Below are 26,266 nucleotides of genomic sequence, written 5' to 3' on the forward strand. Positions count from 1 at the left end.
CCGATACCGACGCAAGTAGAAAGATGATCACTGTGACCGAAGCAATCGCGACCCCGGGAGCCCTCAAGCGCCTCGCCGACGAGGGCGTGTCGATCTGGCTCGACGACCTGTCGCGCAAGCGGATCACGTCGGGCAGTCTCGCCGAGCTGGTGGCGAGCGGCAGCGCCGTCGGTGTCACCACCAACCCGTCGATCTTCCAGGCCGCCATCGGCTCCGGCGAGGGCTACGAGGAGCAGCTCACCGACCTCGCCGTACGCGGGGTGACGGTGGACGAGGCGGTGCGGATGATGACGACCGCCGACGTGCGGGCCGCCGCCGATATTCTGGATTCTGTCTACACGGCCTCCGCCGGCCGTGACGGCCGGGTCTCCATCGAGGTCGACCCGCGCCTGGCCCACGACACCGAGGCCACGGTCGCCGAGGCCAAGCAGCTGGCCTGGCTGGTCAACCGCCCCAACGTGATGATCAAGATCCCGGCGACCAAGGCGGGCCTGCCGGCCATCACCGAGGTCATCGGCCTCGGCATCAGCGTCAACGTGACCCTGATCTTCTCCCTGGAGCGCTACCGCGAGGTCATGGCCGCCTACCTGGCCGGCCTGGAGAAGGCCAAGGAGCGCGGCCTGGACCTGTCGCTGATCCACTCCGTGGCGTCCTTCTTCGTCTCCCGCGTGGACACCGAGATCGACAAGCGGCTGACCGCCCTCGGCACCGACGAGGCCCTCGCCCTCAAGGGCCGCGCGGCCCTCGCCAACGCCCGCCTCGCCTACGAGGCGTACGAGGAGGTGTTCGGCTCCGGGCGCTGGGTCGCCCTCGCCGGTGCCAGGGCCAACAGGCAGCGCCCGCTGTGGGCGTCGACCGGTGTGAAGGATCCCGCGTACAAGGACACCCTGTACGTGGACGAGCTGGTCGCGCCGGGCACGGTCAACACCATGCCGGAGGCCACCTTGAACGCCGTCGCCGACCACGGCGAGATCACCGGGGACACGGTGACCGGCGGCTACGCGCAGGCCCACGCCGACCTGGCCGCCGTCGAACGGCTCGGCATCTCCTACGACGAGGTCGTCCAGCAGCTGGAGGACGAGGGCGTCGCCAAGTTCGAGGCGGCCTGGCAGGAGCTGCTGGACGCCGTAGCGAAGTCCCTGGAGAGCAAGGGAGTTGACGCCCGATGACCGACAACGCACCCGCCGCCGCCCCGGCGCCCGAGGAGGTGCCGGTCCCGGTGGCCCCCTCGGGAAACGGTGTCGCCGACTGGGAGAACCCGCTGCGCGACGCCCGCGACCGCCGGCTCCCCCGGATCGCCGGCCCGTCCGGGCTGGTCATCTTCGGTGTGACCGGCGACCTGTCCCGCAAGAAGCTGATGCCGGCGGTGTACGACCTGGCCAACCGCGGTCTGCTGCCGCCGGGCTTCTCCCTCGTCGGCTTCGCCCGCCGCGAGTGGGAGGACCAGGACTTCGCGCAGGTCGTCCACGACTCCGTGCGCGAGCACGCCCGGACCCCGTTCCGCGAGGAGGTGTGGCAGCAGCTCGCCGAGGGCATGCGGTTCATCCCCGGTGACTTCGACGACGACACCGCGTTCAAGCAGCTCAAGGACGCCGTGGAGGAGCTGGACGCCTCCCGCGGCACGGGCGGCAACTTCGCGTTCTACCTCTCGGTGCCGCCGAGGTTCTTCCCGAAGGTCGTGCAGCAGCTGAAGAAGCACGGCCTGGCCTCCCCTCCGCGGGGTTCCTGGCGGCGCGCGGTCATCGAGAAGCCGTTCGGGCACGACCTGGACAGCGCCCGCGAGCTGAACGCGATCGTGCACGAGGTGTTCGATCCGGAGCAGGTGTTCCGGATCGACCACTACCTCGGCAAGGAGACCGTCCAGAACATCCTGGCGCTGCGCTTCGCCAACCAGATGTACGAGCCGATCTGGAACCGGTCGTACGTCGACCACGTCCAGATCACCATGGCCGAGGACATCGGCATCGGCGGCCGGGCCGGCTACTACGACGGCATCGGCGCCGCCCGTGACGTCATCCAGAACCACCTGCTGCAGCTGATGGCCCTCACTGCCATGGAGGAGCCGATCGCGTTCGACGCGGAGGCGCTGCTCACCGAGAAGCTGAAGGTGCTCAAGTCGGTGCGGCTGCCGGAGGACCTCGGCAGGCACACCGTGCGCGGCCAGTACGCGGCCGGCTGGCAGGGCGGCGAGAAGGTCGTCGGCTACCTCCAGGAGGACGGCATCGACGCCAGGTCGAAGACCGACACCTTCGCCGCGATCAAGCTGGGCATCGACAACCGCCGCTGGGCGGGCGTCCCCTTCTACCTGCGCACCGGCAAGCGGCTGGGCCGCCGGGTCACCGAGATCGCGGTGGTCTTCAAGCGGGCCCCGCACTCCCCCTTCGACTCCACCGCGACCGAGGAGCTGGGACAGAACGCGATCGTCATCCGCGTCCAGCCGGACGAGGGCATGACCGTGCGGTTCGGCTCCAAGGTGCCGGGCACCTCGATGGAGATCCGGGACGTGTCGATGGACTTCGCGTACGGCGAGTCGTTCACCGAGTCCAGCCCGGAGGCGTACGAGCGGCTCATCCTGGACGTGCTGCTCGGCGACGCGAATCTGTTCCCCCGTCACCAGGAAGTGGAAGAGTCCTGGAAGATCCTCGACCCGATCGAGGAGTACTGGGCGGCGCACGGCCGTCCGGCGCAGTACGCGTCGGGCAGCTGGGGACCGAGTGAAGCGGACGAGATGCTCGCACGAGACGGACGGAGCTGGCGCAGGCCATGAAGATCGACCTGACCGACACCACGGCAAGCAAGATCAACAAGGCGCTGGTGCAGGGCCGCCGCGCCATCGGCACCCCGGCCGTGGGCATGGTCCTGACGATGGTCATCGTCACGGACGAGGAGAACGCCTACGACTCGATCAAGGCCGCCGAGGAGGCCTCGCACGAGCACCCCTCGCGGACCCTGGTCGTCATCAAGCGGCACGCCCGCACCCTGCGCGACCGCACCCACTCCCGTCTCGACGCCGAGGTCCGGGTCGGTTCCGAGGCGGGCACCGGTGAGACGGTCGTGCTGCGCACCTACGGCGAGGTGTCCGACCACGCTGACTCGGTCGTCCTGCCGCTGCTGCTGCCGGACGCGCCGGTCGTCGTGTGGTGGCCGGTGGACGCGCCGGACACCCCCTCGAAGGACCCGCTCGGCGCGCTGGCCCAGCGCCGGATCACCGACCTGTACGCGGTCGATCGGCCGATGGAGGTCCTGGAGACCCGCGCCCGCAACTACGCGCCCGGTGACACCGACCTCGCCTGGACCCGGCTGACGCTGTGGCGGTCCATGCTGGCCGCGGCCCTGGACCAGGCCCGGGTGAAGGTCACCTCGGCGGCCGTCGAGGCCGAGGCGGACAACCCCAGCGCCGAACTGCTGTCCCGCTGGCTGGAGGCCCGCCTGAAGGTCACCGTGGAGCGCGTGGTCACCGCCGGCCCGGTCGTCACGGCCGTACGCCTCGGTACCGCGAACGGCGAGATCGTCATCGACCGCCCCGAAGGGCCCCTGGCGACCCTGACCCTGCCGGGCCAGCCGCCGCGCACCCTGGCGCTGAAGGTCCGCCCCACCTCCGAACTCATCGCCGAGGAGCTGCGCCGCCTCGACGCCGACGAGATGTACGCCATCGCCCTCAGGGGCGAGGCCGCCAAGGAGAACGCCTGAGATGGCCCAGTCCGAGTTTCCGAAGCTCACCGGCCGGCCCGAGTGGACGGCCCTCGCCGACCACCGCGCCGAGGGGCGGCCGCAGCTGCGCGAGCTGTTCGCGGCGGACCCCGGCCGCGCCGAGCGGTACGTCGTACGGGCCGGCGACCTGTACATCGACTACAGCAAGCACCTGATCACCGACGAGACCCTGGCCCTGCTCCAGGAACTCGCCACCGCCACCGGCGTGTTCGCGCTGCGCGACGCCATGTTCCGCGGCGAGAGGATCAACGTCACCGAGCAGCGGGCCGTGCTGCACACCGCGCTGCGCGCCGCACGGGACGCGGTGGTCGAGGTCGACGGCGAGAACGTCGTCCCGAAGGTGCACGCGGTGCTGGACAAGATGGCCCGCTTCGCCGACCGGGTCCGCTCCGGCGAGTGGACCGGCCACACCGGCCGGCGGATCAGGAACGTCGTCAACATCGGCATCGGCGGCTCCGACCTCGGCCCCGCCATGGCGTACGAGGCGCTGCGCCCGTACACCGCACGGGAGTTGACGTTCCGGTTCGTGTCGAACGTGGACGGGGCCGACCTGCACGAGGCCACCCGTGACCTCGACCCGGCGGAGACCCTGTTCATCGTCGCGTCCAAGACCTTCACCACGATCGAGACGATCACCAACGCCACCTCCGCGCGCACCTGGCTGCTCGACGGGCTGGGCGGCGACGAGAAGGCGGTCGCCAGGCACTTCGTGGCGCTGTCCACGAACGCCGAGAAGGTCACCGGCTTCGGCATCGACCCGGACAACATGTTCGAGTTCTGGGACTGGGTCGGCGGCCGGTACTCCTACGACTCGGCGATCGGCCTGTCCCTGATGATCGCCATCGGACCCGGCCGCTTCCGGGAGATGCTGGACGGCTTCCGGCTGATCGACGAGCACTTCCGCACCGCGCCCGCCGAGGCCAACGCACCTCTGCTCCTCGGCCTGCTGGGCATCTGGTACGGCAACTTCCACGACGCCCAGTCGCACGCGGTGCTGCCCTACAGCCACTACCTGTCGAAGTTCACCGCCTACCTTCAGCAGCTGGACATGGAGTCCAACGGCAAGTCGGTGCAGCGCGACGGCGAGCCGGTGCAGTGGCAGACCGGTCCGGTCGTGTGGGGCACCCCCGGCACCAACGGGCAGCACGCCTACTACCAGTTGATCCACCAGGGCACCAAGCTGATCCCGGCGGACTTCATCGGCTTCGCCCGCCCCGTCGGCGAGCTGAGCGGGGAACTCAAGGCGCAGCACGACCTGCTGATGGCCAACTTCTTCGCCCAGACCCAGGCGCTGGCCTTCGGCAAGAGCGCGGACGAGGTCCGGGCGGAGGGTGTGCCGGAGGAGCAGGTGGCGCACCGCACCTTCCGGGGCAACCACCCCACCACCACGGTCCTCAGCCCCGAACTGACTCCGTCCGTGCTCGGCCAGCTGATCGCCCTCTACGAGCACAAGGTGTTCGTGCAGGGCGCGGTGTGGAACATCGACTCCTTCGACCAGTGGGGCGTGGAGCTGGGCAAGGTCCTCGCCAAGCGCGTCGAGCCCGCGCTGACCGAGGGCGCGCAGGTCCCCGGTCTCGACCCGTCCACCACGGCCCTCGTCGCCGCCTACCGCACTCTCAAGAACGCATCGGAAGTGAACTGATATGCAGCTCGGTCTCATCGGTCTCGGCAAGATGGGCGGCAACATGCGCGAGCGGATCCGCCGCGCCGGCCACACCGTCATCGGCTACGACCGCAATCCCGAGGTCTCCGACGTCAAGTCCCTCGCCGAACTCGTCGAGAAGCTGGACGCGCCCCGCCATGTGTGGGTGATGGTCCCGGCCGGCACCGCCACGCAGACCGTCGTCGACGAGCTCGGCGACCTGCTCGAGCCCGGCGACACGGTGATCGACGGCGGCAACTCCCGCTGGACGGACGACGAGAAGCACGCCGCCGCCCTCGGCATCAAGGGCATCGGCTTCGTCGACGCCGGTGTATCCGGCGGTGTGTGGGGTCTGCAGAACGGCTACGCGCTCATGGTCGGCGGTGACAAGGAGCACGTGGAGCCGCTGAAGCCGATCTTCGACGCGCTCAAGCCGGAGGGCCCGTACGGCTATGTGCACGCGGGCCGGGTCGGCGCCGGTCACTTCTCGAAGATGGTCCACAACGGCATCGAGTACGCCATGATGCAGGCCTACGCCGAGGGCTGGGAGCTGCTGGAGAAGGTGCACTCGGTGGAGAACGTCCGCGAGGTGTTCCGCTCCTGGCAGGAGGGCACGGTCATCCGCTCCTGGCTGCTGGACCTCGCCGTCAACGCGCTGGACGAGGACGAGCACCTGCAGAAGCTGCGCGGGTACGCGGAGGACTCGGGCGAGGGCCGCTGGACGGTGGAGGCGGCGATCGACAACGCCGTACCGCTCCCGGCGATCACGGCCTCCCTGTTCGCCCGGTTCGCCTCCCGGCAGGACGACTCGCCGCAGATGAAGATGATCGCGGCGCTGCGCAACCAGTTCGGCGGCCACGCGGTCGAGAAGAAGGACTGACCCTCCGTGGGGGACCTCCTGCTGGTCCTCCCCCACTGCCTTGAGGGCGTGGGAGGTGCCCCCGGGTGAGACGCGGTGGAGCCGGTCGGGACAGCACACCAGCCGGACCGGCCTGCCCCTGACCGCGCGCGGTGAGGGACAGGCCAAGTCCCTCGCCCCGCTCCTCACCGGCCGGACCGGTGCCCTCGCCCCTACGGCGGCTACGAGGGTGTCACCACCGCCGACATCCACCGCACCCGCGCCGGCTGGGACCTGTGGGCCGACGGCGTGCCGCCCGGCCCCGCCGGGCACCCCGGGGAGTCACCGAGGAGATCGGGGCCCGTGCCGGCCGGGTGCCGGCCCGCGTCGAGGGGGCGCTCGCCGAGGACGCCGGGGACGTGGTCCTCGTCGCCCACGCCCACTTCCCGCGCGTGCTCACCGCCCGCCGCCTCGGCCTGCCGCCCGCCGAGGGCCGGCTGTTCCAGCTGGCCACGGGCACGGTCGGCCGGCTGTCCACCGAGCACGGCCGGCCCGTGATCACCGAGTGGAACAGGCGGCGCGGACTGTGAGGAACATCCCGGCCACCGCCCCGGGCGCCGCTTCTACAATCTCCCGCACGCACAGCGAGCGTGCCGCCCCGGCGGCCACCGGCCCGAAGGACGGCGATGACCAGCGTCGAAGAACCCGCACGACCCGGGGGACGGGTGCGCGACGCGGCCCGCACCAAGGCGGAGATCCTCGACGTGGCCACGCAGGAGTTCGCCCGGGCCGGCTACGACGGCGCCCGCGTGGACGAGATAGCGGCCCGGACCCGCACCACCAAGCGGATGATCTACTACTACTTCGGCGGCAAGGAACAGCTGTTCACGGCCGTGCTGGAGCGGGCGTACGGCGTGATCCACGAGGCCGAACGGCAGCTGGACGTCGAGCACCTGGACCCGGTCGCCGCGATCCGGCGCCTCGCCGAGCTGACCTTCGACCACCACGAGCGGCACCCGGACTTCGTCCGCCTGGTCAGCATCGAGAACATCCACGGCGCCGAGCACATCGCGGCCTGCCAGAAGCTCGGCGGGACCGGCTCACCGGCCCTGGGGGTGATCCGCCGGATCCTCGCCGAGGGGCGGGAGTCCGGGCTGTTCACGGCCGACGTGGACGCGGTCGACCTGCACGCGGTGATCAGCTCGTTCTGCTTCTTCCGGGTCGCCAACCGGCACACCTTCGGCGCCCTGTCCGGCCGGGACCTGGTGGACCCCGCCCGGCGGGAGCGCTACCGGGCCATGCTCGGCGACATGGTGATCGCCTACCTCACGGCGGAGCGTACGGCGGGCTGACCGCCGTGGTCCGCGCCGGCGTGCCGATACGGATCCCGGAGCCCGGGGCCGTTCCGCCCTCATCGGGGACCAGTGGCCCTGTCGGATGTGCCGGCACGGGAACAGTCTTGATAGTGAGGGCAGACGTGGGCCCACGACCCGACGATCATGAGCGGGGTGAACACCATGGCCGTACGCTGCGAGAACGGATCCGCGCCGGCCGCATCGCCTGCCGATCCCCGAGGAGATCCGTTCCTCACGGCACAGTTCGCCGTACCGGCGCGGCCCGCGACGTACCTGCGCCGCGACCGGCTGCTCGAACACCTCGACGACGCGCTCGTGTCCCCGTTGACCGTGGTCGGCGGAGTCGCCGGAGCGGGCAAGACGCTGCTGGTGGCCGACTGGGCCTCGGCCCGGGACGAGCCGGTCGCCTGGCTCACCGCGCAGGTCGCGGGCAGCGGCTGCGGCACGTTCTGGGCGTACCTCCTGCAGGCCCTGCGTCTCGCCGGCGTACCGCCGACCACCGCAGGCCTGCCCACCGAACCCGGACGCGTGGACGACGCGCTGCTGACGCGGCTCGCCGCCGCGCTGAGCACCCGGAAGGTGCCGGTGCTCGTGGTCATCGACGAGTACGACCGGGCGGCCGACCCCGAGATCGCGGACCAGCTGGAGTTCGTCCTCCGGCAGGCCGGCGGCGGCATGCGCCTGGTCCTGGTCACGCGTACCGAACCCCTGCTGCCGCTGCACCGCTACCGGGCGGCCGGCGCCATCACGGAGATCAGGAACGCCGAGCTGGCCTTCACCCGCGACGAGGCAGCGGCTCTTCTGGCCCTGCACGGGCTGCGCCTGCCGGCCGGCGACATGGACGCGCTGGTGGAGCGGACCCGGGGCTGGGCGGCCGGACTGCGGCTGTGCGCCCTGGCCGCGCAGGCGGAGCCCGATCCGGGCACGTATCTCAAGGAGTTCGAGGCCGACCGCACCACGATCGCCGACTTCCTGCTGGCCGAGGTGCTGAAGCGGCAGCCGGCCGAGACCCAGGACCTGCTGCTGCGGATCAGCATCCTCGAACGGTGCTGTCCGGATCTCGCCAACGCGCTGACCGGGCGCACCGACGCCGGAGTCATCCTGAGCGCCCTGCACCGCCAGAACGCCTTCGTCGAGTACCTCGGGCACGCCTGGTTCCGTCTGCATCCGCTGTTCGGGGAGATCCTCCGCGCCCACCTGCGGGTACGCCGGCCGGAGCTGGAAGCCGAACTCCACCGCCGTGCGGCCCTCTGGCTGCGCCGTTCGGGGTCCCTCGGCGAGACGCTCCGCCACGCGGCCGCAGCGCACGACTGGGCGGGTGCCGCCGGCGCCCTCGTCGGCGATCTGGCCATCGGGGAGATCTTCACCGGCCTGCGCGCCGACGACCTGTCCGAGCTGTTCTCCCGCATGGGGACCGAACGCGCCGGCCCCGCCACGGACCTCGTCCACGCGGCCCGGGAACTGTCGCGTTGCGACGTCGAGCGCGGTCTGTTCCGGCTGCGACGGGCGGCACACGCCCTGGCACCGCGGCAGGGACCGGCCCTGGACGAGGCGGGCGACCTGGCCGCGGCCCGGTTGACCTGCGCCTTCCTGGAAGTGCTGGCAGCGCGCCTGACCGGTGCGCCGGGACGGGCGGAGACGGCGGCACGGGCCGCTGAGAAGCTGCAGCGCGAAGTGCCCGGCAGACTGCTGCAGGAGCATCCCGAGCTGACCGCCCTCCTGCTCACCCATCTCGGCTCGGCACGGTTGTGGGCCGGCCGCACGGGGGAGGCGCGGACGGTCCTGGCCACGGTGGTCGACTCCGGGCGTGCGGGGGCGACGGCACAGGTGCGCCAGGAGTGTCTGGGCCACCTCGCGCTGATCGACTATCTCAAGGGCTGGCCGGGCCGCGCCGAACACACGGCGTCGACGCCGGTGACCGCGGTGGACCAGCGTGGCGCGCCGGCCCCCGGGCCGGGGCTGGCGTCACTGGTCCTCGCCGCGGTGGCCGTCGACCGCGACGAGCTGGACCGGGCCCAGGTGCTTCTCGACGCCGCGACGGACACGGCGTGCCTGCCGCTGGACCCGGTGACGCGAGCCGGGGAGTGCATCGTCACCGGGCGTCTGTGCCTGGCCCGCGGTGACACGCAGGGCGCGCTCGAAGCGGCGGACCGGGTCGTCGTGGCCGAAGTGGCCTCTCCCTGGGCCGCGGCGCACACGGCGTCCGTGGCCGCCGCCGCCCACCTCGCCGAGGGCCGGCCGGAGATGGCGGTCAAGCTGCTGGCGCAGGAGCCCGACGGCGAGCCGGTGTGCCTGGTGGAAGCGGCGCGGGCCGAGCTGGCCGTGGGCCGTCCCGAGGCCGCGGCCGAACTCCTCGCCAGGATCCGGCCGCAGGGCCACCTCGGCCCCGCCGTCACGGTACGGGCCGCACTGGTCGCAGCCCAGCTCGCCGGCGAGGCCGAAGACACCGCCACGCAGCGCCGGCTGGTCACCCAGGCACTCCGGGAAGCCCGACGCGAGCGGTTGCGACGCCCCTTCCTGGACGCGGGCCCCTGGCTGCGCCCGCTGCTGCGCACCGTGCCGTTGCGCGCACTGGCCGAGGGATGGCTCACCCCCGGCCCGCCGGGGCCCGACGGCCCGGACCGGACCGGGCGGCAGCCGCCGCTGCCGGTGGTGGAAGAGCTGAGCACACGCGAGATCGACGTCCTGCGCCGGCTGGCGCAGATGATGTCCACGCAGGAGATCGCCGCTGATCTGTACGTGTCGGTCAACACGGTCAAAACGCATCTCAAGAGCGCCTACCGGAAACTGGCCGTGAACCGGCGCCATGACGCGGTACACCGGGCACGCGACCTGGGACTCCTGTGACGGACGCGGGAGAGCGGGAGAGCTGTGACGGGAGTGTCCCCGGCGCCGGCCGGGCCCGGCGCCGGTATCACCTCCCCCGGGTGAGGCAGGGCGGTGGACCGAGGACGGAGCATCGCACGGACAGGGGCGGGCACGCCCCTGCGGAAGACGTGGGGAAGAGCGGCTGATGCGCTACGAGATCCGCATCGACGGACAGCTGACCAAGACGCTGGTCAAGGCGTTCCCCGAGCTGGACCACGTGCTGATGGCCGATCAGACCATTCTCTTCGGAGCGGTCGTCGACGAGGCACACCTGTTCGGGCTGCTGGCCCGCTGCCGGTCGCTGGGACTGCGCGTGCTCGAGATACGCCAGGCGCCGTTGTGATCCGGACGCCGTGGTGATCCGGACGCCGTGGTGATCCAGCCGTTCACTCCGGCGTGTGACGCCCCTGGCGTCGCAGGCCGGCGCGGACGGCGGCCGTGAGCACCCGTACCGCCACACCCACGATCAGCAGACTGCTTGCCATCTGGCACATCACCACCACCCTGCCCGTCTCGGAGACCGCCGTGATGTCGCCGAAGCCGACGGTGGAGAACGTGCTGAGCGTGAAGTACAACGCGTCCGTTCTGCTCAGGTGCTCGCTGAAGGAGCCGGGCACGGCCCGTCCGAGCAGGTAGTAGCCGCTCGCGAAGAGGACCAGATACAGGGGGACCGTCACGGCGAGGGTCTCGGCGGCCTTCAGCCGCGGCGAGGGCGAGCGCAGGATGAGCCACACCTCCCACCCGAAGAACAGACAGACCGCCAGCAGGCCACCGGCGAGGATCAGTCCGGTGGCGACCCCGCCGTGCCAGTCCAGCGGCAGCGCGTAGAAGGCGGTGACGAGGCCGGCCGCGAAGCAGGCCGCCCGGGCGAGCGACACGGCCATGGTCCCGGACCCCGGACGGCCGGGGAACGCCGTGGGCTCCGGCGGGGTCCGCTGCTTGCCGGCAGCCGCTGGATCAGTCATCTCGTGCCTCTTCGTTCCGCTCCGCCGCGGGCCGACCGCCGGCCCTCGGTCCCCACCTCACCGTCCCGGCCTCCCGTCCGGATCACCCGCCAGGGGTGACGTCCACGGCGACCGGCCGACGGACGCTGGGCCGGTGAGGTCCCCGCACACGGCCCCGCCGGCCGTGCGGGAACGGATCCGCGGACCGCGTGAGGAGGAGCCATGACCGAGTCCCGCGGTCCGCGGGACGTCACGACCGTCGTGACCGCCGCCCTGCCGTCGTCCGGTTCATGTCCCCGATGCCGCCGACGGCACTCCCGCCCAAGGAGGAGTGATGGCTTCCGGCACCGCCTTCGGCCCGTCCGGCCCGGGCTCGTCCCCGCAGACCGGCCATGTCCTGACCGACGAGGAACACGCGGAGTATCTGCGGCTGCGCCGTGCCTCGCGCCTGCGCCACCGGGGCCTGCGCCGCCTCGGCGCGTCGGTCCTGCTGGTGCTGACGCTCGTGCTCGCTCCGCTTGCCGTCGTCGCGGTCTGGGTGCACGACACGGTCGCCGACACCGACCGGTACGTGCAGACCGTGGCGCCGCTCGCCTCGGCACCGGCCGTCCAGAAGGCGCTGGTGAACCGGCTGACCGATCGCGTGGTGGCCCAGGTCGACGTCCAGGCGGTGACGACCTCGCTGACCAAGGTCCTCGCGGACAACGGGGCGCCGCCCCGTGTGGTCGACGCGTCCCAGGCGCTGACCGGCCCCCTGCGTTCCGCCCTGCAGACGGTCGTGCACCGGACCATCGACCGGGTGGTGACCAGTGACGTCTTCCAGCAGGCATGGGTGGCGGCCAATCGGCGGGCCCAGTCCGCGGTGGTGGGCATGCTCACCGGGGAAGGGCAGGGAGCGCTCAAGGCCAGCGGCGACACCGTCCGGCTCGACATCGGAGTGGTGATCGACCAGGTGCAGAAGCGCCTGGTCGACGCCGGTTTCAAGCAGGCCGCCGCCATCCCGCAGGTCGACCGCTCGGTCACCCTCTTCCGCACCGACGAACTTCACAAGGCCCAGAACGGGATGCGGCTGCTCGACATCCTCGGCAGCTGGCTGCCCGTCGCGGCCCTGGCCGCGGCCGTCGCGGCCGTGTGGACCGCTCCGGGACACCGGGTGATGGTGGTGGCCACCTCCCTGGGCATCGGCGCCATGATGATCGTGCTGCTCGTGGCGCTGGCCGTCGTACGGCGTGTCTACCTCGACTCGGTGCCCCCGGCCGCGTTGCCGCCCGATGCCGCCGCGGCGATCTTCGACACCTTTGTCCGTTTCCTGCGCTCCAGCGTCCGTACTCTGCTCGTCGTCTCCCTGATCACGGCGCTCGCGGCCCTGCTGTACGGGCCGAGCCGGGCGGCCCGGGCCGTGCGGTCCGCGGCGCAGAAGGGCGCCACGGCGGCGGGGCGGCGGCTGCGCCGCGCCGGTCTGCGCACCGGCCACTTCGGACAGTGGCTGGCCGTCCGCCGGGCGTGGACCACCGGTGTCACCATCGGGGCCGGTGCCCTGTTCCTCGTGCTGTTCAACCACCCCACGGTGGGTGTGGTGCTGCTTGTTCTGCTCGTGGTCGTCGCCCTGCTCGCCGTGACGGCCGTCCTGGCCGCCACCGCGGAGCCGGCCCCCGGCCGAGCGGATCCGTCGTACTCGTGACGGCCTCACCCGCCCCGGGTGAGGCGGGCGCGCTCCCGCCCCGCGCACGCTGAGACCGTACGGAACGCCTACCGGGCGCAGCTGCGGAACGGAGTCGCGGACATGAGCGCGCAGTACCTCGCGTATGACTATCCGGCGCTGAGTGTCTTCTGGTCCCTGCTGGTCTTCTTCCTGTGGATCATGTGGTTCGTCCTGCTCTTCCGGGTCATCGCCGACATCTTCCGTGACGACGCCCTGGGCGGCTGGGGCAAGGCCGGCTGGGTCGTGTGCGTCGTCCTCCTGCCCTTCCTGGGCGTCCTGGTCTACCTGATCGCCCGCGGCAAGGACATGGGCCGCCGGGAGGCCGCACAGGCCCGTGCACAGCAGCAGGCCGTCGACACCTACATCCGCCGGACCGCCCGGGCGGGCGCACCGTCGTCCAGCGCCGACGACCTCGCGAAGCTGTCCGGGATGCGCTCGCGCGGCGACATCACCGACGACGAGTACCGGCGGGCCAAGGAACTGGTCCTGGCCGGCAGCGGGCCGTCCGGACCCATCCGCTGACCCCCCGCCGGCACAGCACGGAGAACGAGGTCGCACGATGACCGCCACACGCACCGCCCCCGCGCCCACCCGCCCGGCACCCGGGGGCGACCGGTCCGACGGCGTTCGCCGCCGTCATGCTCGCACTCGCGGGGACACCGGACCTCTTCAGCGGCATCATGGCGATCGCGCACGACACCGCGCCGCCGGCTCGTACGACTGAAGGCCGCTGATGAACGTCACGAGGGTGTCGGTGCCGGAGGGGGTCACGACGCGGATCTCCGTGCCGGAGGCACGGCAGCGGCTCGCCACGGACCCCTTCCTGCTCCTCGGGGTCGAGCTGCCGGAGGGTGCCGAGGAGGGCCCGGCGGACGAGTCGCCGGCCCGCAGGCTCGGGCTGGACACCAGGGAGCTGGACTGGTTCGGCAGACAGGGCGAGTCCGCCCGGGCCGAATTCCTGGGCGAGGTCGCCGGTTTCGTCGTGCCCGTGGTCGACGACGGGCGGATCGCGCACGTGCACGCCCTCGCCGGCGAACGCTTCCTGGTCATCGCCCACTGGGGCCGGGGTGTCCCGATGGCGGACATCACGGCACAGCTGCGCCGGGAGAAGCCCCCCGACGCGGTGGCGACGCTGTTCCTGGTGCTCCAGGAGGCACTGGTGTCCTTCCGCCGCGACGCCGTGCAGGCGCTGCTCCAGGTGGAGGAACTGGAGGACGACATGTTCGAGGAACGGCGACCTGAGCAGCTCTACCGTCTGGCCCGGCTGCGTCGCCGTGGCGCCCTCCTGCACCACTCGCTGCTGCCCTACGTGCAGGTCGTCGAAGAGGTGATCACCCGCAGGATGATGAACCGCGACTTCCCGGTGGAACGCCAGCGGCTCGCCCAGGAGTTCCAGCGTGCGGCCCGACTGGTCCTGGCGACCACCGAGTCCCTCCAGGACGCCGCCCGCCGGGCCCTCGCCAGCTACGCGTCCCTGGTCGCGGGCGAACAGAACGGCGTGATCAACCGGTTGGCCATCGTGTCGGTGATCTTCCTGCCGCTGTCGTTCCTGACCGGCTTCTTCGGTATGAACTTCGCCTTTCTGACGGACGAGTTGGAGAGCAGGGTGGTCTTCTGGCTGCTGGCCGTGGTGCTTCAGACGGCCGTTGTGTTCATCGCCCTGTACATGCTGCACCGCACCCGCATCTGGCGGAGACTGCGGGACGAGGACTAGCGGGGCCCTGCGATGCCGGGATGATCCGGACGAGAGGGCCCGGCGGACGGCACCGGCCGAAGGCGGCCGTGGTCACGGGGCGGCCGGAGCCACCGCCGCGTCGAGCAGGGGGCCGAGTTCCCGTACGGCCGTGGTCAGCGCGGCTGTGTCCCGTGCGGCGCGGGCCAGGAGGATCGCGCCCTCCAGAGTGCTGATCATCAGCGTGGCGAGGGACGCGGCACGGGCCGCGGGTACACCCATACCGGTCAGGGCCTCGGCGAGCGGGGTGCGCCACGTGGTGAACGCGGCGGCCACGGCCTCCTGGGCCGAGCCGCCGGCGGAGGCGCACTCGACGGTGACGGCGGCCACCGGGCAGCCCGCCGCGAAGCCGTCCGCCGCGTACTCGTCGGTCCACTGCGCGGCCATCGCCGCGAACAGACCGCTCGGCGTCGGCTCGTCGAGCCCCGCCACGAAACGGGCGACGCGCTTGCCCGCGTACCGTCCGGCCCACGCGACCGCCTCGTTGACCAGCTGTTCCTTCCCGCCCGGGAAGTAGTGCTGGAGCGAGCCGCGCGGGGCGCCGGCGTGCGCGGCGACCTCGCGCAGACCGGTCGCGGCGACTCCGTCGCGGCGGATGAGCTGGGCGGCGCTGAAGACCATCCGCTCCCGCGGCCCCGGTCGCCCCTGGCTCATGGCGGCCCTCCGTTCCTCACCACCCCACTCTATGACCGGCGTCATAACGGCCGCTACTATGACAGCGGTCATAGTCGGCTCCGGGAGCGGAGGACGGTCCCCGTGCACGTCGGTTTCATCGGTCTCGGAGTGATGGGCCGGCCCATGGCGCGGCGCCTGGTGTCCGCCGGCACTCCCCTGGTGGTCTGGAACCGGACCCCCGGACGCGCCGCCCCGTTGCGCGCGGCCGGCGCCTCGGTCGCCGCGGACGCCGACGGGGTGTTCGCACGCTGCGACGTGGTGCTGCTGATGCTCGCGGACGAGACCGCGGTCGACGCCGTACTCGGCCGCGGCACCCCCGCGCTCGCCGCACGCGTCGCCGGGCGGACCGTCGTCCACATGGGCACCACCTCCCCCGAGTACTCCCATGCCCTGGAGGCGGACGTCCGGGCCGCCGGCGGCCGGTACGTCGAGGCGCCCGTCTCCGGGTCCCGGGTACCGGCCCAGGAGGGGCGGCTGGTGGCGATGCTCGCCGGGGAGGCGGACGCCGTGGAGGCCGTACGGCCGCTGCTCGCGCCGTTGTGCCGGGAGACGTTCGTGTGCGGTCCGGCGCCCGGCGCGCTGCTGATGAAGCTGGCCGTGAACCTCTTCCTGATCACGCTGGTGACCGGCCTGACCGAGGCGTTCCACTTCGCCGAGCGCCAGGGCCTGGACCGGGGGCTGTTCCTGGAGGTCCTCGACGCGGGGCCCATGGCCAGCGGCGTCTCCCGGATGAAGGCGCCCAAACTGCGTGAGCGGGACTTCGCGGTCCAGGCGGCGGCGCTGGACGTCCTGAAGAACAACCGGCTCATCGCCCGGGCGGCCCGCAGGGCCCGCCTCGCCTCGCCCCTCCTGGACGTGTGCCACGCCCTGTTCGAGGAGACGGTGGCGCAGGGGTACGGCGGCGAGGACATGGTGGCCGTGCTGCGCGCGATCGAGACCCGGACCGCCGGGGCGTCGTAGCCGGTCGCCGCGGGTCAGCGTTTCGGGGCGCCGTAGACCCGGTCGACGTGCAGGCGCACCACGAGGCGTCGGTCGCGGACCATCGCGGCCCGGTAGTCGTCCCAGTCCGGGTGCTCGCCGAGCACGTCCCGGTAGAGCCGGATCAGTTCCCCGACGGTCTCGTCGTGCGGGTCCCGGGCGACCGGTGACAGCTCGGCCGTGCCCTCGGCGACCGTGTACGCCCAGCGGTCGGCGCTGGTGACGTGGTAGGAGGCGCGCGGGTCGCGGCGCAGGTTGCGGGTCTTGGCACGGTCGTCGGTGACCGAGATCCGGATGATCCGCTCGTCGGGGTAGTAGGCGTGGCTGACGTTGGACAGCTGGGGGCGGCCGTCGCGCTTGAGGGTGACCAGCACCCCGCCGTGGCCGTCGGAGAGGAGGTCGAGCAGCGCGTCCTGCGCGGAGTCCTGAGTCATGAATGGACCAACTGAGCGCGACGGCCCGGGTATTCCTCGCGCCTGCTCCGGGAAGCAGCGGTAGACACTGTCTACGACAGTCTGGTAGACAGTGTCTATGACTGAGTCCGACATCGGGTTGCGCAAGCGTCTGGTCGACGTGGGGGTGGAGCTGCTGGCCGCCGAGGGGCTGCAGGCGCTCACCCTGCGGGAGATCGCCCGGCGCGCCGGCGTCTCGCACGGGGCGCCGCGCCGCTACTTCCCCACCCATCTGGAGCTGCTGTCGGCCATCGCGCGCCGCGGCTTCGACGACCTGGCCGGGCGGGTGCGCGGCGCCCTGGGCCACGGACCCGCCGGCCCGCGCGCGCGGGTGGCGGCGCTGGCGCGGACGTATCTGGAATTCGCGCTGGACGACCCCGGCATGTACGAGCTGATGTTCCGTCACGACCTGCTGGAGAGCGGGCAGCTGGCGCTGCGCGAGACGAGTCTGCCCTTGTTCGGTGTGCTCGCCGGGCTGGTCGCCGAGGTGCGGCCCGGGGCCGACGCGCGCCGGGTGGCGGGCGCGTTGTGGGCGAACCTGCACGGGATCGCCCAGCTGTGGCGCTGGCGCAGCCTGCAACTGGCCGTCGGCGACGACGACTTCGGGTCCTTGCTCGATGCGGTGCTGGTGGCCCACCTGGGCGCGGAGGACGGCCGGTGAACCGGCGGTGGACGCTGGCGAGCAGCGTGGCGGGCGCGGTGATCGTCGCCCTGGACGGTACGGTCCTCACGGTCGCGCAGCCGCGTCTGCAACGGGAGCTGGGGGCGTCGTTCGCCGAGGTGCAGTGGACCAGTACGGCGTATCTCGTCGCGGTGGCGAGCCTGCTGGTGTTCGCGGGGCGGCTCGGTGACCGGTACGGGCAGCGGCGGGTGTTCGCGCTCGGACTGCTGGGGTTCGGGGCGGCGTCGGCGGGGATCGGGGTCGCGCCCTCGGTGGGCTGGGTGATCGGGCTGCGGGCGGTGCAGGGGGTGTTCGGGGCACTGTTGCAGCCGGCCACGCTCGGCATGCTGCGGGCCGCGTTCCCGCCGGCCCGGCTGGCCGGGCCCCTCGCCGTGCGTACGGCCGCGATCGGGCTGGCGGCGGCAGCGGGGCCGCTGGTGGGCGGGGCGCTGGTGACCGGCCTGGGCTGGCGGGCGGTGTTCTTCGTCAACGTGCTGCCCGCGCTCGCCTTCGGCCTGCCGGCCCTGCTGCGGCCACAGCCCCCCGCCGCGGGCTCGCGCACGCCGCTGGACCTGCCGGGTGCCGTGCTGCTCGCGGTGTCCCTGGCCTGCCTGGTGCACGCGCTGACCGCGCGGCCCGTCTCCGGGGCGGGCCTCGCCGTCGCCGCGGTCACCGCCGCCGTCCTCGTGCGGCACGAACGGCGTACGGCGAGCCCGCTGCTGCCGGCCGCGGTCATCGGCTCGCGGGCGGTCGGGGCGGCGCTCGGGGTGCTGGTGGTCGTGTCCGCGGCCCTGTTCGGCGCCCTGTTCGTGGCCACCTACGTACTGCAGCGCCGGCTCGGCCTCGACCCCCTGGGCAGTTCCCTGCGCAGTCTGCCCCTGGCGGTGCTGATGGTGGCCTCCGCCGCGCTGTGCCCGGTGCTGCTGCGCCGGTTCGGGGCCCGTGGTACGACGGCGGCGGCGACGGCGCTCCTGGCGCTCGGTGTCCTGGTGCTGTCCGGGGCCGCGTCCACGCCGGCGCTCGGTTGCGCGTTCGCCCTGCTGGGCGCGGGGTTCGGCACGGTGATGGTGGCGGCCACCCAGGTGGTCGTACGACGGGCGGAGGTGGCGGTGGCCGGAGTGGCGGGCGGGCTGCAGCAGACGGCCCTGAACATCGGCCCGGCCATCGGGGTGGCCACGGCGACCGCGCTGATGGGCACCGGAACCGGACAGACCCTGCTGGCCCTGGGGGCCGTGGCGGCCCTCGCCGTGCCGTTGGCTTGCGCGCTGCCCGGAACCGACGACGCGGACGCACCGTCCACGGCCGACAGTGACAGAGGGTTGCCCGGGACGGAGGACGGCAGTTCACGGCCCGGCACCCACGGCCGCGGTTCGCTGCCCGGCACCGGAGGCGACCACGCACCGCCCGGCACCGACGGCGACCGTATGGTCCCCCAGGCATAGGGCGACGACACCTTGCCGACGCGGACGGCGCCTGTTCGTCCCCCAGGACGGTCAGACCCCGTTCGCTGCCCGGCACCGGAGGCCACCACGCACCGCCCGACACCGACGGCGACCGCCCGCGACGCGGCACCGAAGGCCACCGCCTCGTGCCCAGGACACAGGGCGACGACACCTTGCCGACGCGGACGGCGCCCGTTCGTCCCCCCGGGGCGGTCAGCCTCCGTTCGCTGCCCGGCACCGGCACCGGCACCGGCACCGACGGCGACCGTCCGCAGCGCGTGCCCGCCGGCGCCGCGCACCGCCCCGGACTGACGGCGTCGCGTCGATCACATGCGGTGCTGATCGGCGGGTGGGCGGGGACGGTGGTGCGGGACGATGAAGGGCGGGTGCTTCCGGCGGGCGGCCGGGGGCGTCGGGGACGACGGGACCGGAGGAGAGCGATGGCACAGCTGCGGCAGGAGACCGACCCGGGCGAGGCGGGGCTCGACGTCGAGGCGCTGGACCGCCTGGACCGGCACGTCGCACACCACGTCGACCAGGGGCGGCTGCCCGGCTTCCTGGTGGCCCTGTCCCGCGGCGGCCGGGTCGCCCACCTCACCACGTACGGCCGGCGCGACGTCGCGGCCGGACTGCCGGTCGAGACGGACACCCTGTGGCGGATCTACTCCATGACCAAGCCGGTCACCGCGGTCGCCGTGCTGCTGCTGGCGGAGGAGGGCAGGCTGTCCCTGGACGACCCGCTGGAGCGTCATCTGCCCGAGTTCGCCGACCCGGTGGTGTACGAGGGGGGTTCGGGCGCCGAGGTGCGCACCCGCCCGGCCGCCGGCCCGATCCTGATCCGGCATCTGCTCACCCACACCGCGGGCCTGACCTTCGGTTTCTACCACCGGCACCCCGTCGACGCCCTGTACCGCGAAGCCGGCCTGGAGTACTCCGTCCCGCCGGGCAAGGACCTCGCCGGGACGGTCGAGGTGTACGCGCGCATGCCCCTGCAGTTCGATCCCGGCACGCAGTGGAACTACTCGGTCGCCTCGAACGTGCTGGGCCGGGTCGTCGAGGTGGTGTCCGGGCAGCCGCTGGACGCGTTCTTCGCCGAGCGGATCCTGCGTCCGCTCGGCATGGCCGACACCGGTTTCCACATCGGGCCCGAACAGGCGGACCGGCTGGCCGAGTTGTACGGGGAGACGGACGAGGGCGGGATCGAGCCGGTGCCGGGGCTGCCGGTGCGCGGCCGGCCGCGCTTCCTGTCCGGCAGCGGCGGCCTGGTCTCCTGCGCCTACGACTTCCACCGGTTCATGGAGATGCTGCGCCGGGGCGGCGAACTCGACGGTGTCCGGCTGCTGTCCGCGGACAGCGTCGCCCGGATGACCCGCAACCAGCTGCCCGGGAACGCGGTGGTGCGGTCCTTCGGCTCCCCCGTCCACCGGGAACCCGGCAACGACGGGCTCGGCTTCGGCTTCAACGTGTCGGTGGTGACCGACCCGACCCGCACCCTCGCCCCCTCCAGCCTCGGCACATACGGCTGGACCGGTGTGGCCACGACCGCTTTCTGGGTCGACCCGGCCCGTGAGCTCACGGTGCAGTTCATGACCCAGGTCCGCCCGAAGACGCTGAAGATCTTCCCGGAGCTGCGGCGGCTGGTGCACGAGGCACTGGTGGACTGAGCGCCGCGGCGCCCGCCGCCTGTCTCCCGAGGGGCCGCGGGGACAGGCGGCGGGCCGCACGGTCCCGCCTCAGGAACCGTGCGCGACGGCGTCCAGATGGGGCAGGACGTGGTCCATCCGCTCCCGCTTGGTGCGCAGATAGGTGATGTTGCTCTCGCACGGCTCGATCAGCAGCGGCACCTGCTCGGTGACCTGGACTCCGTGCCGGACCAGCGCCTCCCGCTTGCGCGGGTTGTTGGACATCAGGCGTACCGAGCGCACCCCGAGGTCGCGCAGGATCCCGGCCGCGACGCCGTAGTCACGGGCGTCCACGGGCAGGCCGAGCGCGAGGTTCGCCTCCACCGTGTCCAGACCCTCCGCCTGCAGCGCCATCGCGCGCAGCTTGGCGAGCAGTCCGATGCCCCGGCCCTCGTGGCCCCGCAGGTAGACGACGATCCCGCTGCCCTCGGCGACCACCGCGCGCAGGGCGGCCTCCAGCTGGTCGCCGCACTCGCAGTGCCGGGAGCCGAACGCGTCCCCGGTCAGGCACTCGGAGTGCAGCCGGGTCAGCACGTTCTCGGTGCCGATGTCGCCGTACACCAGGGCCACTTGCTCGTCACCGCGGTCGTGGTCCTGGTAGCCGATCGCCTGGAATTTCCCGTACACGGTGGGCAGCGGTGCATTCACGACGCGTTCCACGCCCGACCGCCGCGAGGACTTCTTGCCGAGTACGCCGAGGTTGGCGCCGGTGTTTTCTGTCATGATCTGATTCCTAAGCAGAGACGAAAGGCCGTGAAAAGATGAGTGGTTCGGGCGCGCGTGCGGCGGCGGGTGCGGGGACGTACGACGTGGCGAGCGGCGTGGTGCCGACGGACACCACGGAAGACGTACGGACGCGGGGGGCGGGTGTTTCAACTCAGGTCGCCGTCCTTCCCGTCGGGAGCTTCGAACAGCACGGTCCGTTCCTTCCGCTGGCGACCGACACGCTCGTCGCCTGTGCCGTCGCGCGGGAGATCGCCGCCGCGTACCCGGTGCACCTCCTTCCTCCGGTGACGGTCTCCTGCTCGCACGAGCACGCGGGCTGGCCGGGGACCGTCAGCATCTCCTCCGTGACCCTCCATGCGGTGGTCCGGGACATCGCGGCGTCGCTGCGCCGCTCGGGCGTCGACGCGCTGGTCGTGGTCAACGGCCACGGCGGCAACTACGTGCTGGGCAACGTCGTCCAGGAGGCCTCCGCGCGCGGGGAGCGGATGGCGCTGTTCCCGGCCGCCGAGGACTGGGAGACGGCACGGGAGGGGGCGGGGGTGCACACCTCGCTGCTCTCCGACATGCACGCGGGAGAAATCGAGACCTCGATTCTGCTGCACGCTCATCCCGAATTCGTCCGCCCTGGTTACGAGTCCGCCGATTTCACCGCGGACGACCGCCGTCATCTGCTCACCCTGGGAATGTCCGCCTATACCGAATCGGGCGTCATCGGCCGTCCCTCCCTGGGTTCGGCGGAAAAGGGGAAGGAACTGCTGGCGAGCCTGGCCACGTCCTTCGCCCCGTATTTCGCGTTGCTCACCTCGGCGGAGGGGCGCGGGTAGTCCCCCGCGGCAGCGGGATCCGGACCGGCTGTCGCCGCGGCCGGGCCGGGGTCCGCCGTCACGCTCGCGGGGCGCAGGCCGGCGTACCAGCGCGCGACGAGGACGACGGCGCCGGGCAGACTCGCCACGAAGCTCAGCACGCCGTACACGACGGCGACGGCGACACCGGTGCTCGCGCCGAGTCCGGCGGCGCCGAACGCCCAGGCCGTCACGCCCTCGCGGGGTCCGAAGCCGCCGACGTTCAGCGGCAGGCCCATGGCGATCAGGGCGAGGACCGCGAGCGGGACCAGCACCGCGACGGGGGCGCCGCAGCCGGCGACCCGGGCCGCCACGACGAACATCGCCAGGTGCCCGGCCAGGACGGCGGCCGAGGACACGGCGATGCCCGGCCCGCCCCGGCGGGAGAGCAGGCCCCGGCGTGCCTCGCCGAGGGCGGTGCGCAGGGCCCCGGCCCGGCGCGAGGGGGTGCGGTTCATACGGACGGCGAGGCCCACGGCGAGCGCGCCGGCCGCCGCGAGGGCCACCAGCGGGGCGAAGTCGCGGGCCTCGGCGCGGACCGGGGACGGCAGGGCGGGCAGCACCGCCGCGGCGAACACGGCCAGCGCGATCTGCCCGGCGACACGTTCCAGTACGACGGCCTTCACCCCGCGCCGCAGGTCACCGGCGCTCTGTCCGTGCCGGACCGCCCGGTGCACATCGCCCAGGATCCCGCCGGGCAGCGCCGCGTTCAGGAACAGCGCCCGGTAGTAGTCGGCGACGGCGGGGCCCAGCGGCAGCCGGATGCGCAGGCCGCGGGCCACCAACTGCCAGCGCCAGGCACTGAGCACGGTGGTGACCACGCCGATGCCCAGCGCGGCCAGCACCGTCACCGTGTCGATCCGCCGCAGCCCGTCGAGGAGCGCCCCCGTGCCCAGCCGCCACAGCAGGAAGCCGAGGAGAACGACGCCGGCGACGCTGCCGAAGTGCGTACGCAGCGCGTGCCGTCCGGGACGGCGGGAGGCGGGGGTCCGCGGGGCCTCGGACGCGGCTGCCGGTGTCGCGTCCGTGCCCGCAACCCGCACGGGCACACCCGCACGTGCCGTTCCCGTGCCCGGTGCACAGGTGGGTGTCGTCCGCGCGCTCCGCACGCGCACGTGCGCCGGGCCGGTGGGCGTCACGCGCGCGCGGGCGCCGGCCCCGGTGACCCGGGGCTCCGCCGCCGCAGCCGGCCGCGGGGTCATGACGCCCCGCCCGTCGGCCGGGGCAGGGCCAGCAGGTCGCTGTGCTGCACCACGACCCGCAACTCACCGGCGGCGCAGGCGGCGAGCCGGTCCCGCAGATAGCGCTCGGCACGGTCGCGCAGCTCGGGCCGCTGTTCCACGGCGGCGCCGACCCAGCCGCGCAGCCACTGCGCGGTCAGCGCCGACTCCTCGGGGCCGAGCCGCCACGGGCTCGGATGCACCCGTACGCGGGCCCCGCGCTCCTCGAACGCCTCGCAGGCCGCCGTGACCGCGTCGGGGCCGAGCAGACCGGCGCGCCGCTGATGGGCGTTGAACGCCTCGGTGATCTCCGCGTCCAGCGGGTCGGCCGGGGTGAGTTCGACGCGGCCGGCGACCGACAGTGTGAGCAGCGCGGGGCAGCCGGCCCCCACGCAGGCGTCGGCGAGGGTGACGACCTCCTCGCGGGTGAGGACGTCGAGCAGCGCGGAGGCGGTGACCAGACAGGCACCGCTCAGGGCGTCCGGGGTGAGCCGGGCCACGTCGCCGCGCCGGGTCTCGACGGTGACGCCGCTTCCGTCGGCGGCGGAGCGCGGGGAGCCCACTGCGGCGAAGTGCAGCAGGTAGGGGTCGCGGTCGTGCAGGACCCAGTGCTGGGAGCCGTCCAGGCGGGGCGCCAGCCAGCGGCCCATCGAGCCGGTGCCGCAGCCCAGGTCGTGCACGGTCACCGCGCCGGTACGACCGGGCAGGTTCGCCAGCCGGATCCGCAGCGGGTCCAGCAGTTCCTCCGCGCGGGCGGCCGCGTCGGCCCCTTCCCTGAGCCGCAGCCATTCGGGCGCGTACCGGGGCGGTTCCTCGGGCTCGCTCTCACGCAGCCGCACGGTGGCCCGCTCACCGGGACGCTTCACGGGCCCGGCCCCGGCGACGACCGCGGCCTCGTCGCTGCCGTGCGCGTCACCGGCCGCACCGCCGAGGTCCCCGGCGCCCTCCCCGCCCCAGGTGACAGCCTCGCCGTTCAAGTCCACCGTGTCCTCCGCCACTTCGCGGGCACCGCCGGTGCCCCTCGTACCGGACTCCTGCGCACGCGCCACGGCGGCCGCGGTACGGACCTGCGCGCGGCCGGCGTCGAGCACCGGCTCCGCCCCGCCCCGGGCGTCACGCCCCGCGCTCGCCTCCCTCGGCCCGGCCTGGGCCGGGACCGACGGTATGCCGTTCGTCGTGGTCTGGGGGCCGGTCATGCCGCCCTCCTCGGGGGTTCGGGGAGTCGGGAGAGGACTCCGGCCAGGCTGCGGGCGGTGGTGGCCCAGCCGTCGAGCGCGGCGCGGCGGCCACGGGCGGCGGCCTTGAGGCGGCGGCGTACGTCGGGCTCGCCGAACCAGCCGCGCAGTTCGGCGGCGAGCGCGGCGGGGTCCTCCGGCGGGACGAGGATGCCGGGCACCCCGCCGTCGGGGGCGCGGCCGACCGCCTCCGGCAGGCCGCCCACGTCGGTGGCGAGGACCGGGATGCCTCGGGCCAGGGCCTCGGTGACCGCCATGCCGTAGGTCTCGGCGTAGGAGGTGAGGACCATCAGGTCGGCGGCGGCGTACGTGGCGTCGAGGTCGGCGCCGGAGCGCGGGCCGGTCAGGTGCAGCCGGTCGGCGAGGCCGTACCGGGCGATCTGCTCCCGCAACCGGCCCACGTACGCGGGGTCGTGGGCGAGCCCGCCGACCAGTTCGCAGGTCCACGGCAGGTCCCGTACCGCCGCGAGCGCCTCCACGAGCCGGTGCTGACCCTTGCGCGGGGTGACCGCAGCCACGCACAGCAGCCGCGAGACGCCGTCGGTGCCGGGCGCGAGCGGCGCGATGTCGGCGCCGGGTGCGGCGACGTGTACCTGTGAGGGGGCGAGGCCGTGGTGGGAGACCAGCCGGCGCACGGCCCAGTCGCTGGTCGCGATCACGGCGGGCACGGCGCGCAGCACGGCGCGTTCGCGGGCGTCGAGGTCGGCGGCGACGGCCGGGTCGAGACCGGTCTCGTCGCCGAGCGGGAGGTGGACGAGTACCGCCAGGCGGAGTCGGCCGGCCTGCGCGGTGACGATCTCCGGGACGGCGCAGGCGACGAGCCCGTCCAGCAGGACGACCGCGTCGTCCGGCAGGTCCCGCAGGGTGCGGGCGAGGCCGTCGCGGGAGGTGCGGTCGGGGCGCGGCCAGGTGCCGGGCGCGGTGTGCGGGGTGACCTGCCAGCCGAAGCCGGGCAGGTCCAGGCTGACCCGGCGGTCGTAGGCGTTGCCGCCGCTGGGCGCGGCCGGGTCGTCGACGCCGCCCGGCAGGACGAAGTGCACGGTGCGCAGGGACATGGGGGTGATTCCGGCCTTCTCGGCGGCGCCGGGCTGCGCCGGCACATAGGCCAGGCGCGCCGGCGCCGCGGTCGTGTCCGTCACAGGCCACGCTCGTAACGCGCCCAGGCGACATGGGATTCGTGCAGGGTGACGGTGATGCCCGCGAGCCCCTTGGCGCCCTCGCCGAGGGCGCCCTTGTGGACGCGTTCGGCGAGCCGGTCGGCGATGACCTTGGCGAGGAACTCGGTGGAGGTGTTGATGCCGGCGAACTCGGGGTCGTCGTCGAGGTTGCGGTAGTTCAACTCGGCGGTGATGGCGCCCAGTTCCCGCGTGGCCAGGCCGATGTCGACCACGATGTTGTCCTCGTCCAGCTGCTCGCGGCGGAAGGTGGCGTCCACGAGGAACGTGGCACCGTGCAGGCGCTGCGCGGGCCCGAACACCTCGCCGCGGAAGCTGTGGGCGATCATGATGTGATCGCGGACGGTGATGCTGAACAACGGACGACCCTCCAGGTACGGCGCGTC

The 26,266-nt window shown here is 73.1% G+C and carries 23 protein-coding genes and 2 pseudogenes; 17 read left to right on the top strand and 8 right to left on the bottom strand.

Annotation, left to right across the window (positions count from 1 at the left end):
* Window positions 1–23: 23 nt before the first annotated feature.
* The 9 genes and pseudogenes from tal (at window position 24) to ACWC94_RS09490 (ending at window position 10,757) form a co-directional block, all read left to right on the top strand.
* Complete coding sequence (gene tal / locus ACWC94_RS09450) at window positions 24–1,169, top strand: transaldolase (protein ID WP_450795890.1); 1,146 nt, start codon at window positions 24–26, stop codon at window positions 1,167–1,169.
* The gene (gene zwf, locus ACWC94_RS09455) at window positions 1,166–2,767 is read left to right on the top strand and encodes a glucose-6-phosphate dehydrogenase (RefSeq protein WP_450795891.1); all 1,602 of its coding nucleotides are present in this window, start codon (window positions 1,166–1,168) and stop codon (window positions 2,765–2,767) included. The genes tal and zwf overlap by 4 nt, the downstream gene beginning before the upstream one ends.
* Window positions 2,764–3,690, top strand: coding sequence for a glucose-6-phosphate dehydrogenase assembly protein OpcA (opcA, locus tag ACWC94_RS09460; RefSeq protein WP_450795892.1), 927 nt, complete (start codon window positions 2,764–2,766; stop codon window positions 3,688–3,690). Before zwf ends, opcA begins: the two co-directional genes overlap by 4 nt.
* A gap of 1 nt (window position 3,691) precedes the next feature.
* The gene (gene pgi, locus ACWC94_RS09465) at window positions 3,692–5,353 is read left to right on the top strand and encodes a glucose-6-phosphate isomerase (protein ID WP_450795893.1); all 1,662 of its coding nucleotides are present in this window, start codon (window positions 3,692–3,694) and stop codon (window positions 5,351–5,353) included.
* Window position 5,354: 1 nt separating this feature from the next.
* Window positions 5,355–6,233, top strand: a complete 879-nt coding sequence (gene gnd / locus ACWC94_RS09470; protein WP_450795894.1) for a phosphogluconate dehydrogenase (NAD(+)-dependent, decarboxylating) — start codon at window positions 5,355–5,357, stop codon at window positions 6,231–6,233.
* 40 nt (window positions 6,234–6,273) lie between these two features.
* A pseudogene (locus ACWC94_RS09475) lies at window positions 6,274–6,781 on the top strand (histidine phosphatase family protein).
* A 96-nt stretch (window positions 6,782–6,877) separates the two neighbouring features.
* A complete protein-coding gene (locus ACWC94_RS09480; protein WP_450795895.1) occupies window positions 6,878–7,543 on the top strand; it encodes a TetR/AcrR family transcriptional regulator in 666 nt (221 codons plus the stop codon).
* A 147-nt stretch (window positions 7,544–7,690) separates the two neighbouring features.
* On the top strand, window positions 7,691–10,393 hold the full coding sequence (locus ACWC94_RS09485) for a LuxR C-terminal-related transcriptional regulator (protein ID WP_450795896.1): 2,703 nt from the start codon (window positions 7,691–7,693) through the stop codon (window positions 10,391–10,393).
* Between the two features lie 166 nt (window positions 10,394–10,559).
* Window positions 10,560–10,757, top strand: a complete 198-nt coding sequence (locus tag ACWC94_RS09490; RefSeq protein WP_450795897.1) for a hypothetical protein — start codon at window positions 10,560–10,562, stop codon at window positions 10,755–10,757.
* A 43-nt stretch (window positions 10,758–10,800) separates the two neighbouring features.
* Here ACWC94_RS09490 and ACWC94_RS09495 read toward each other — a convergent pair whose 3' ends face one another.
* On the bottom strand, window positions 10,801–11,298 hold the full coding sequence (locus ACWC94_RS09495; RefSeq protein ID WP_450795986.1) for a potassium channel family protein: 498 nt from the start codon (window positions 11,296–11,298) through the stop codon (window positions 10,801–10,803).
* A 394-nt stretch (window positions 11,299–11,692) separates the two neighbouring features.
* Between ACWC94_RS09495 and ACWC94_RS09500 the strand changes: the two genes are divergently transcribed.
* The 3 genes from ACWC94_RS09500 (at window position 11,693) to ACWC94_RS09510 (ending at window position 14,774) form a co-directional block, all read left to right on the top strand.
* Entirely contained in the window at window positions 11,693–13,039 is a 1,347-nt protein-coding gene (locus ACWC94_RS09500) for a hypothetical protein (protein ID WP_450795898.1), read from the top strand.
* A 102-nt stretch (window positions 13,040–13,141) separates the two neighbouring features.
* The gene (locus ACWC94_RS09505) at window positions 13,142–13,582 is read left to right on the top strand and encodes an SHOCT domain-containing protein (RefSeq protein WP_450795899.1); all 441 of its coding nucleotides are present in this window, start codon (window positions 13,142–13,144) and stop codon (window positions 13,580–13,582) included.
* A 211-nt stretch (window positions 13,583–13,793) separates the two neighbouring features.
* Window positions 13,794–14,774, top strand: coding sequence for a CorA family divalent cation transporter (locus ACWC94_RS09510; protein ID WP_450795900.1), 981 nt, complete (start codon window positions 13,794–13,796; stop codon window positions 14,772–14,774).
* A 72-nt stretch (window positions 14,775–14,846) separates the two neighbouring features.
* Here the strand turns inward: ACWC94_RS09510 and ACWC94_RS09515 are convergent, their stop codons facing one another.
* Window positions 14,847–15,446: a TetR/AcrR family transcriptional regulator gene (locus tag ACWC94_RS09515; RefSeq protein ID WP_450795901.1), complete on the bottom strand. Its 600-nt coding sequence runs from the start codon at window positions 15,444–15,446 to the stop codon at window positions 14,847–14,849.
* Here ACWC94_RS09515 and ACWC94_RS09520 point away from each other — a divergent pair.
* Window positions 15,339–16,427, top strand: a complete 1,089-nt coding sequence (locus ACWC94_RS09520; RefSeq protein WP_450795902.1) for an NAD(P)-dependent oxidoreductase — start codon at window positions 15,339–15,341, stop codon at window positions 16,425–16,427. The genes ACWC94_RS09515 and ACWC94_RS09520 overlap by 108 nt on opposite strands.
* Before the next feature lie 14 nt (window positions 16,428–16,441).
* Here ACWC94_RS09520 and ACWC94_RS09525 read toward each other — a convergent pair whose 3' ends face one another.
* Window positions 16,442–16,879 (bottom strand): PPOX class F420-dependent oxidoreductase, encoded by a 438-nt coding sequence (locus tag ACWC94_RS09525; RefSeq protein ID WP_450795903.1) that lies wholly within the window; start codon window positions 16,877–16,879, stop codon window positions 16,442–16,444.
* A 97-nt stretch (window positions 16,880–16,976) separates the two neighbouring features.
* On the opposite strand from ACWC94_RS09525, the gene ACWC94_RS09530 reads away from it, so the two are divergent.
* The 3 genes from ACWC94_RS09530 to ACWC94_RS09540 all read left to right on the top strand — a co-directional run bounded on the left by ACWC94_RS09530 (window position 16,977) and on the right by ACWC94_RS09540 (window position 20,664).
* Window positions 16,977–17,558, top strand: coding sequence for a TetR/AcrR family transcriptional regulator (locus tag ACWC94_RS09530; RefSeq protein ID WP_450795904.1), 582 nt, complete (start codon window positions 16,977–16,979; stop codon window positions 17,556–17,558).
* A complete protein-coding gene (locus ACWC94_RS09535; RefSeq protein WP_450795905.1) occupies window positions 17,555–19,000 on the top strand; it encodes an MFS transporter in 1,446 nt (481 codons plus the stop codon). Before ACWC94_RS09530 ends, ACWC94_RS09535 begins: the two co-directional genes overlap by 4 nt.
* A 440-nt stretch (window positions 19,001–19,440) precedes the next feature.
* Window positions 19,441–20,664 carry a serine hydrolase domain-containing protein gene (locus ACWC94_RS09540; RefSeq protein WP_450795906.1) on the top strand — a complete coding sequence of 408 codons (1,224 nt, stop codon included), beginning with the start codon at window positions 19,441–19,443 and terminating at the stop codon, window positions 20,662–20,664.
* 69 nt (window positions 20,665–20,733) lie between these two features.
* Here ACWC94_RS09540 and ribA read toward each other — a convergent pair whose 3' ends face one another.
* Window positions 20,734–21,405, bottom strand: coding sequence for a GTP cyclohydrolase II (gene ribA / locus ACWC94_RS09545; RefSeq protein WP_450795907.1), 672 nt, complete (start codon window positions 21,403–21,405; stop codon window positions 20,734–20,736).
* Window positions 21,406–21,443: 38 nt separating this feature from the next.
* On the opposite strand from ribA, the gene ACWC94_RS09550 reads away from it, so the two are divergent.
* On the top strand, window positions 21,444–22,232 hold the full coding sequence (locus ACWC94_RS09550; protein WP_450795908.1) for a creatininase family protein: 789 nt from the start codon (window positions 21,444–21,446) through the stop codon (window positions 22,230–22,232).
* A gap of 170 nt (window positions 22,233–22,402) precedes the next feature.
* Here ACWC94_RS09550 and ACWC94_RS09555 read toward each other — a convergent pair.
* The 4 genes and pseudogenes from ACWC94_RS09555 to ACWC94_RS09570 form a co-directional block, all read right to left on the bottom strand.
* Window positions 22,403–23,452 (bottom strand): annotated as a pseudogene (locus tag ACWC94_RS09555) (lysylphosphatidylglycerol synthase transmembrane domain-containing protein); the annotation flags it as partial.
* A complete protein-coding gene (locus tag ACWC94_RS09560; protein ID WP_450795909.1) occupies window positions 23,449–24,666 on the bottom strand; it encodes a class I SAM-dependent methyltransferase in 1,218 nt (405 codons plus the stop codon). The pseudogene ACWC94_RS09555 and the gene ACWC94_RS09560, both read right to left, overlap by 4 nt.
* A complete protein-coding gene (locus ACWC94_RS09565; protein ID WP_450795910.1) occupies window positions 24,663–25,844 on the bottom strand; it encodes a glycosyltransferase family 4 protein in 1,182 nt (393 codons plus the stop codon). The genes ACWC94_RS09560 and ACWC94_RS09565 overlap by 4 nt, the downstream gene beginning before the upstream one ends.
* Complete coding sequence (locus tag ACWC94_RS09570; protein ID WP_450795911.1) at window positions 25,841–26,239, bottom strand: 6-pyruvoyl trahydropterin synthase family protein; 399 nt, start codon at window positions 26,237–26,239, stop codon at window positions 25,841–25,843. The genes ACWC94_RS09565 and ACWC94_RS09570 overlap by 4 nt, the downstream gene beginning before the upstream one ends.
* Window positions 26,240–26,266: the final 27 nt, after the last annotated feature.

This window comes from Streptomyces sp. NPDC001135 (genome assembly GCF_053598395.1).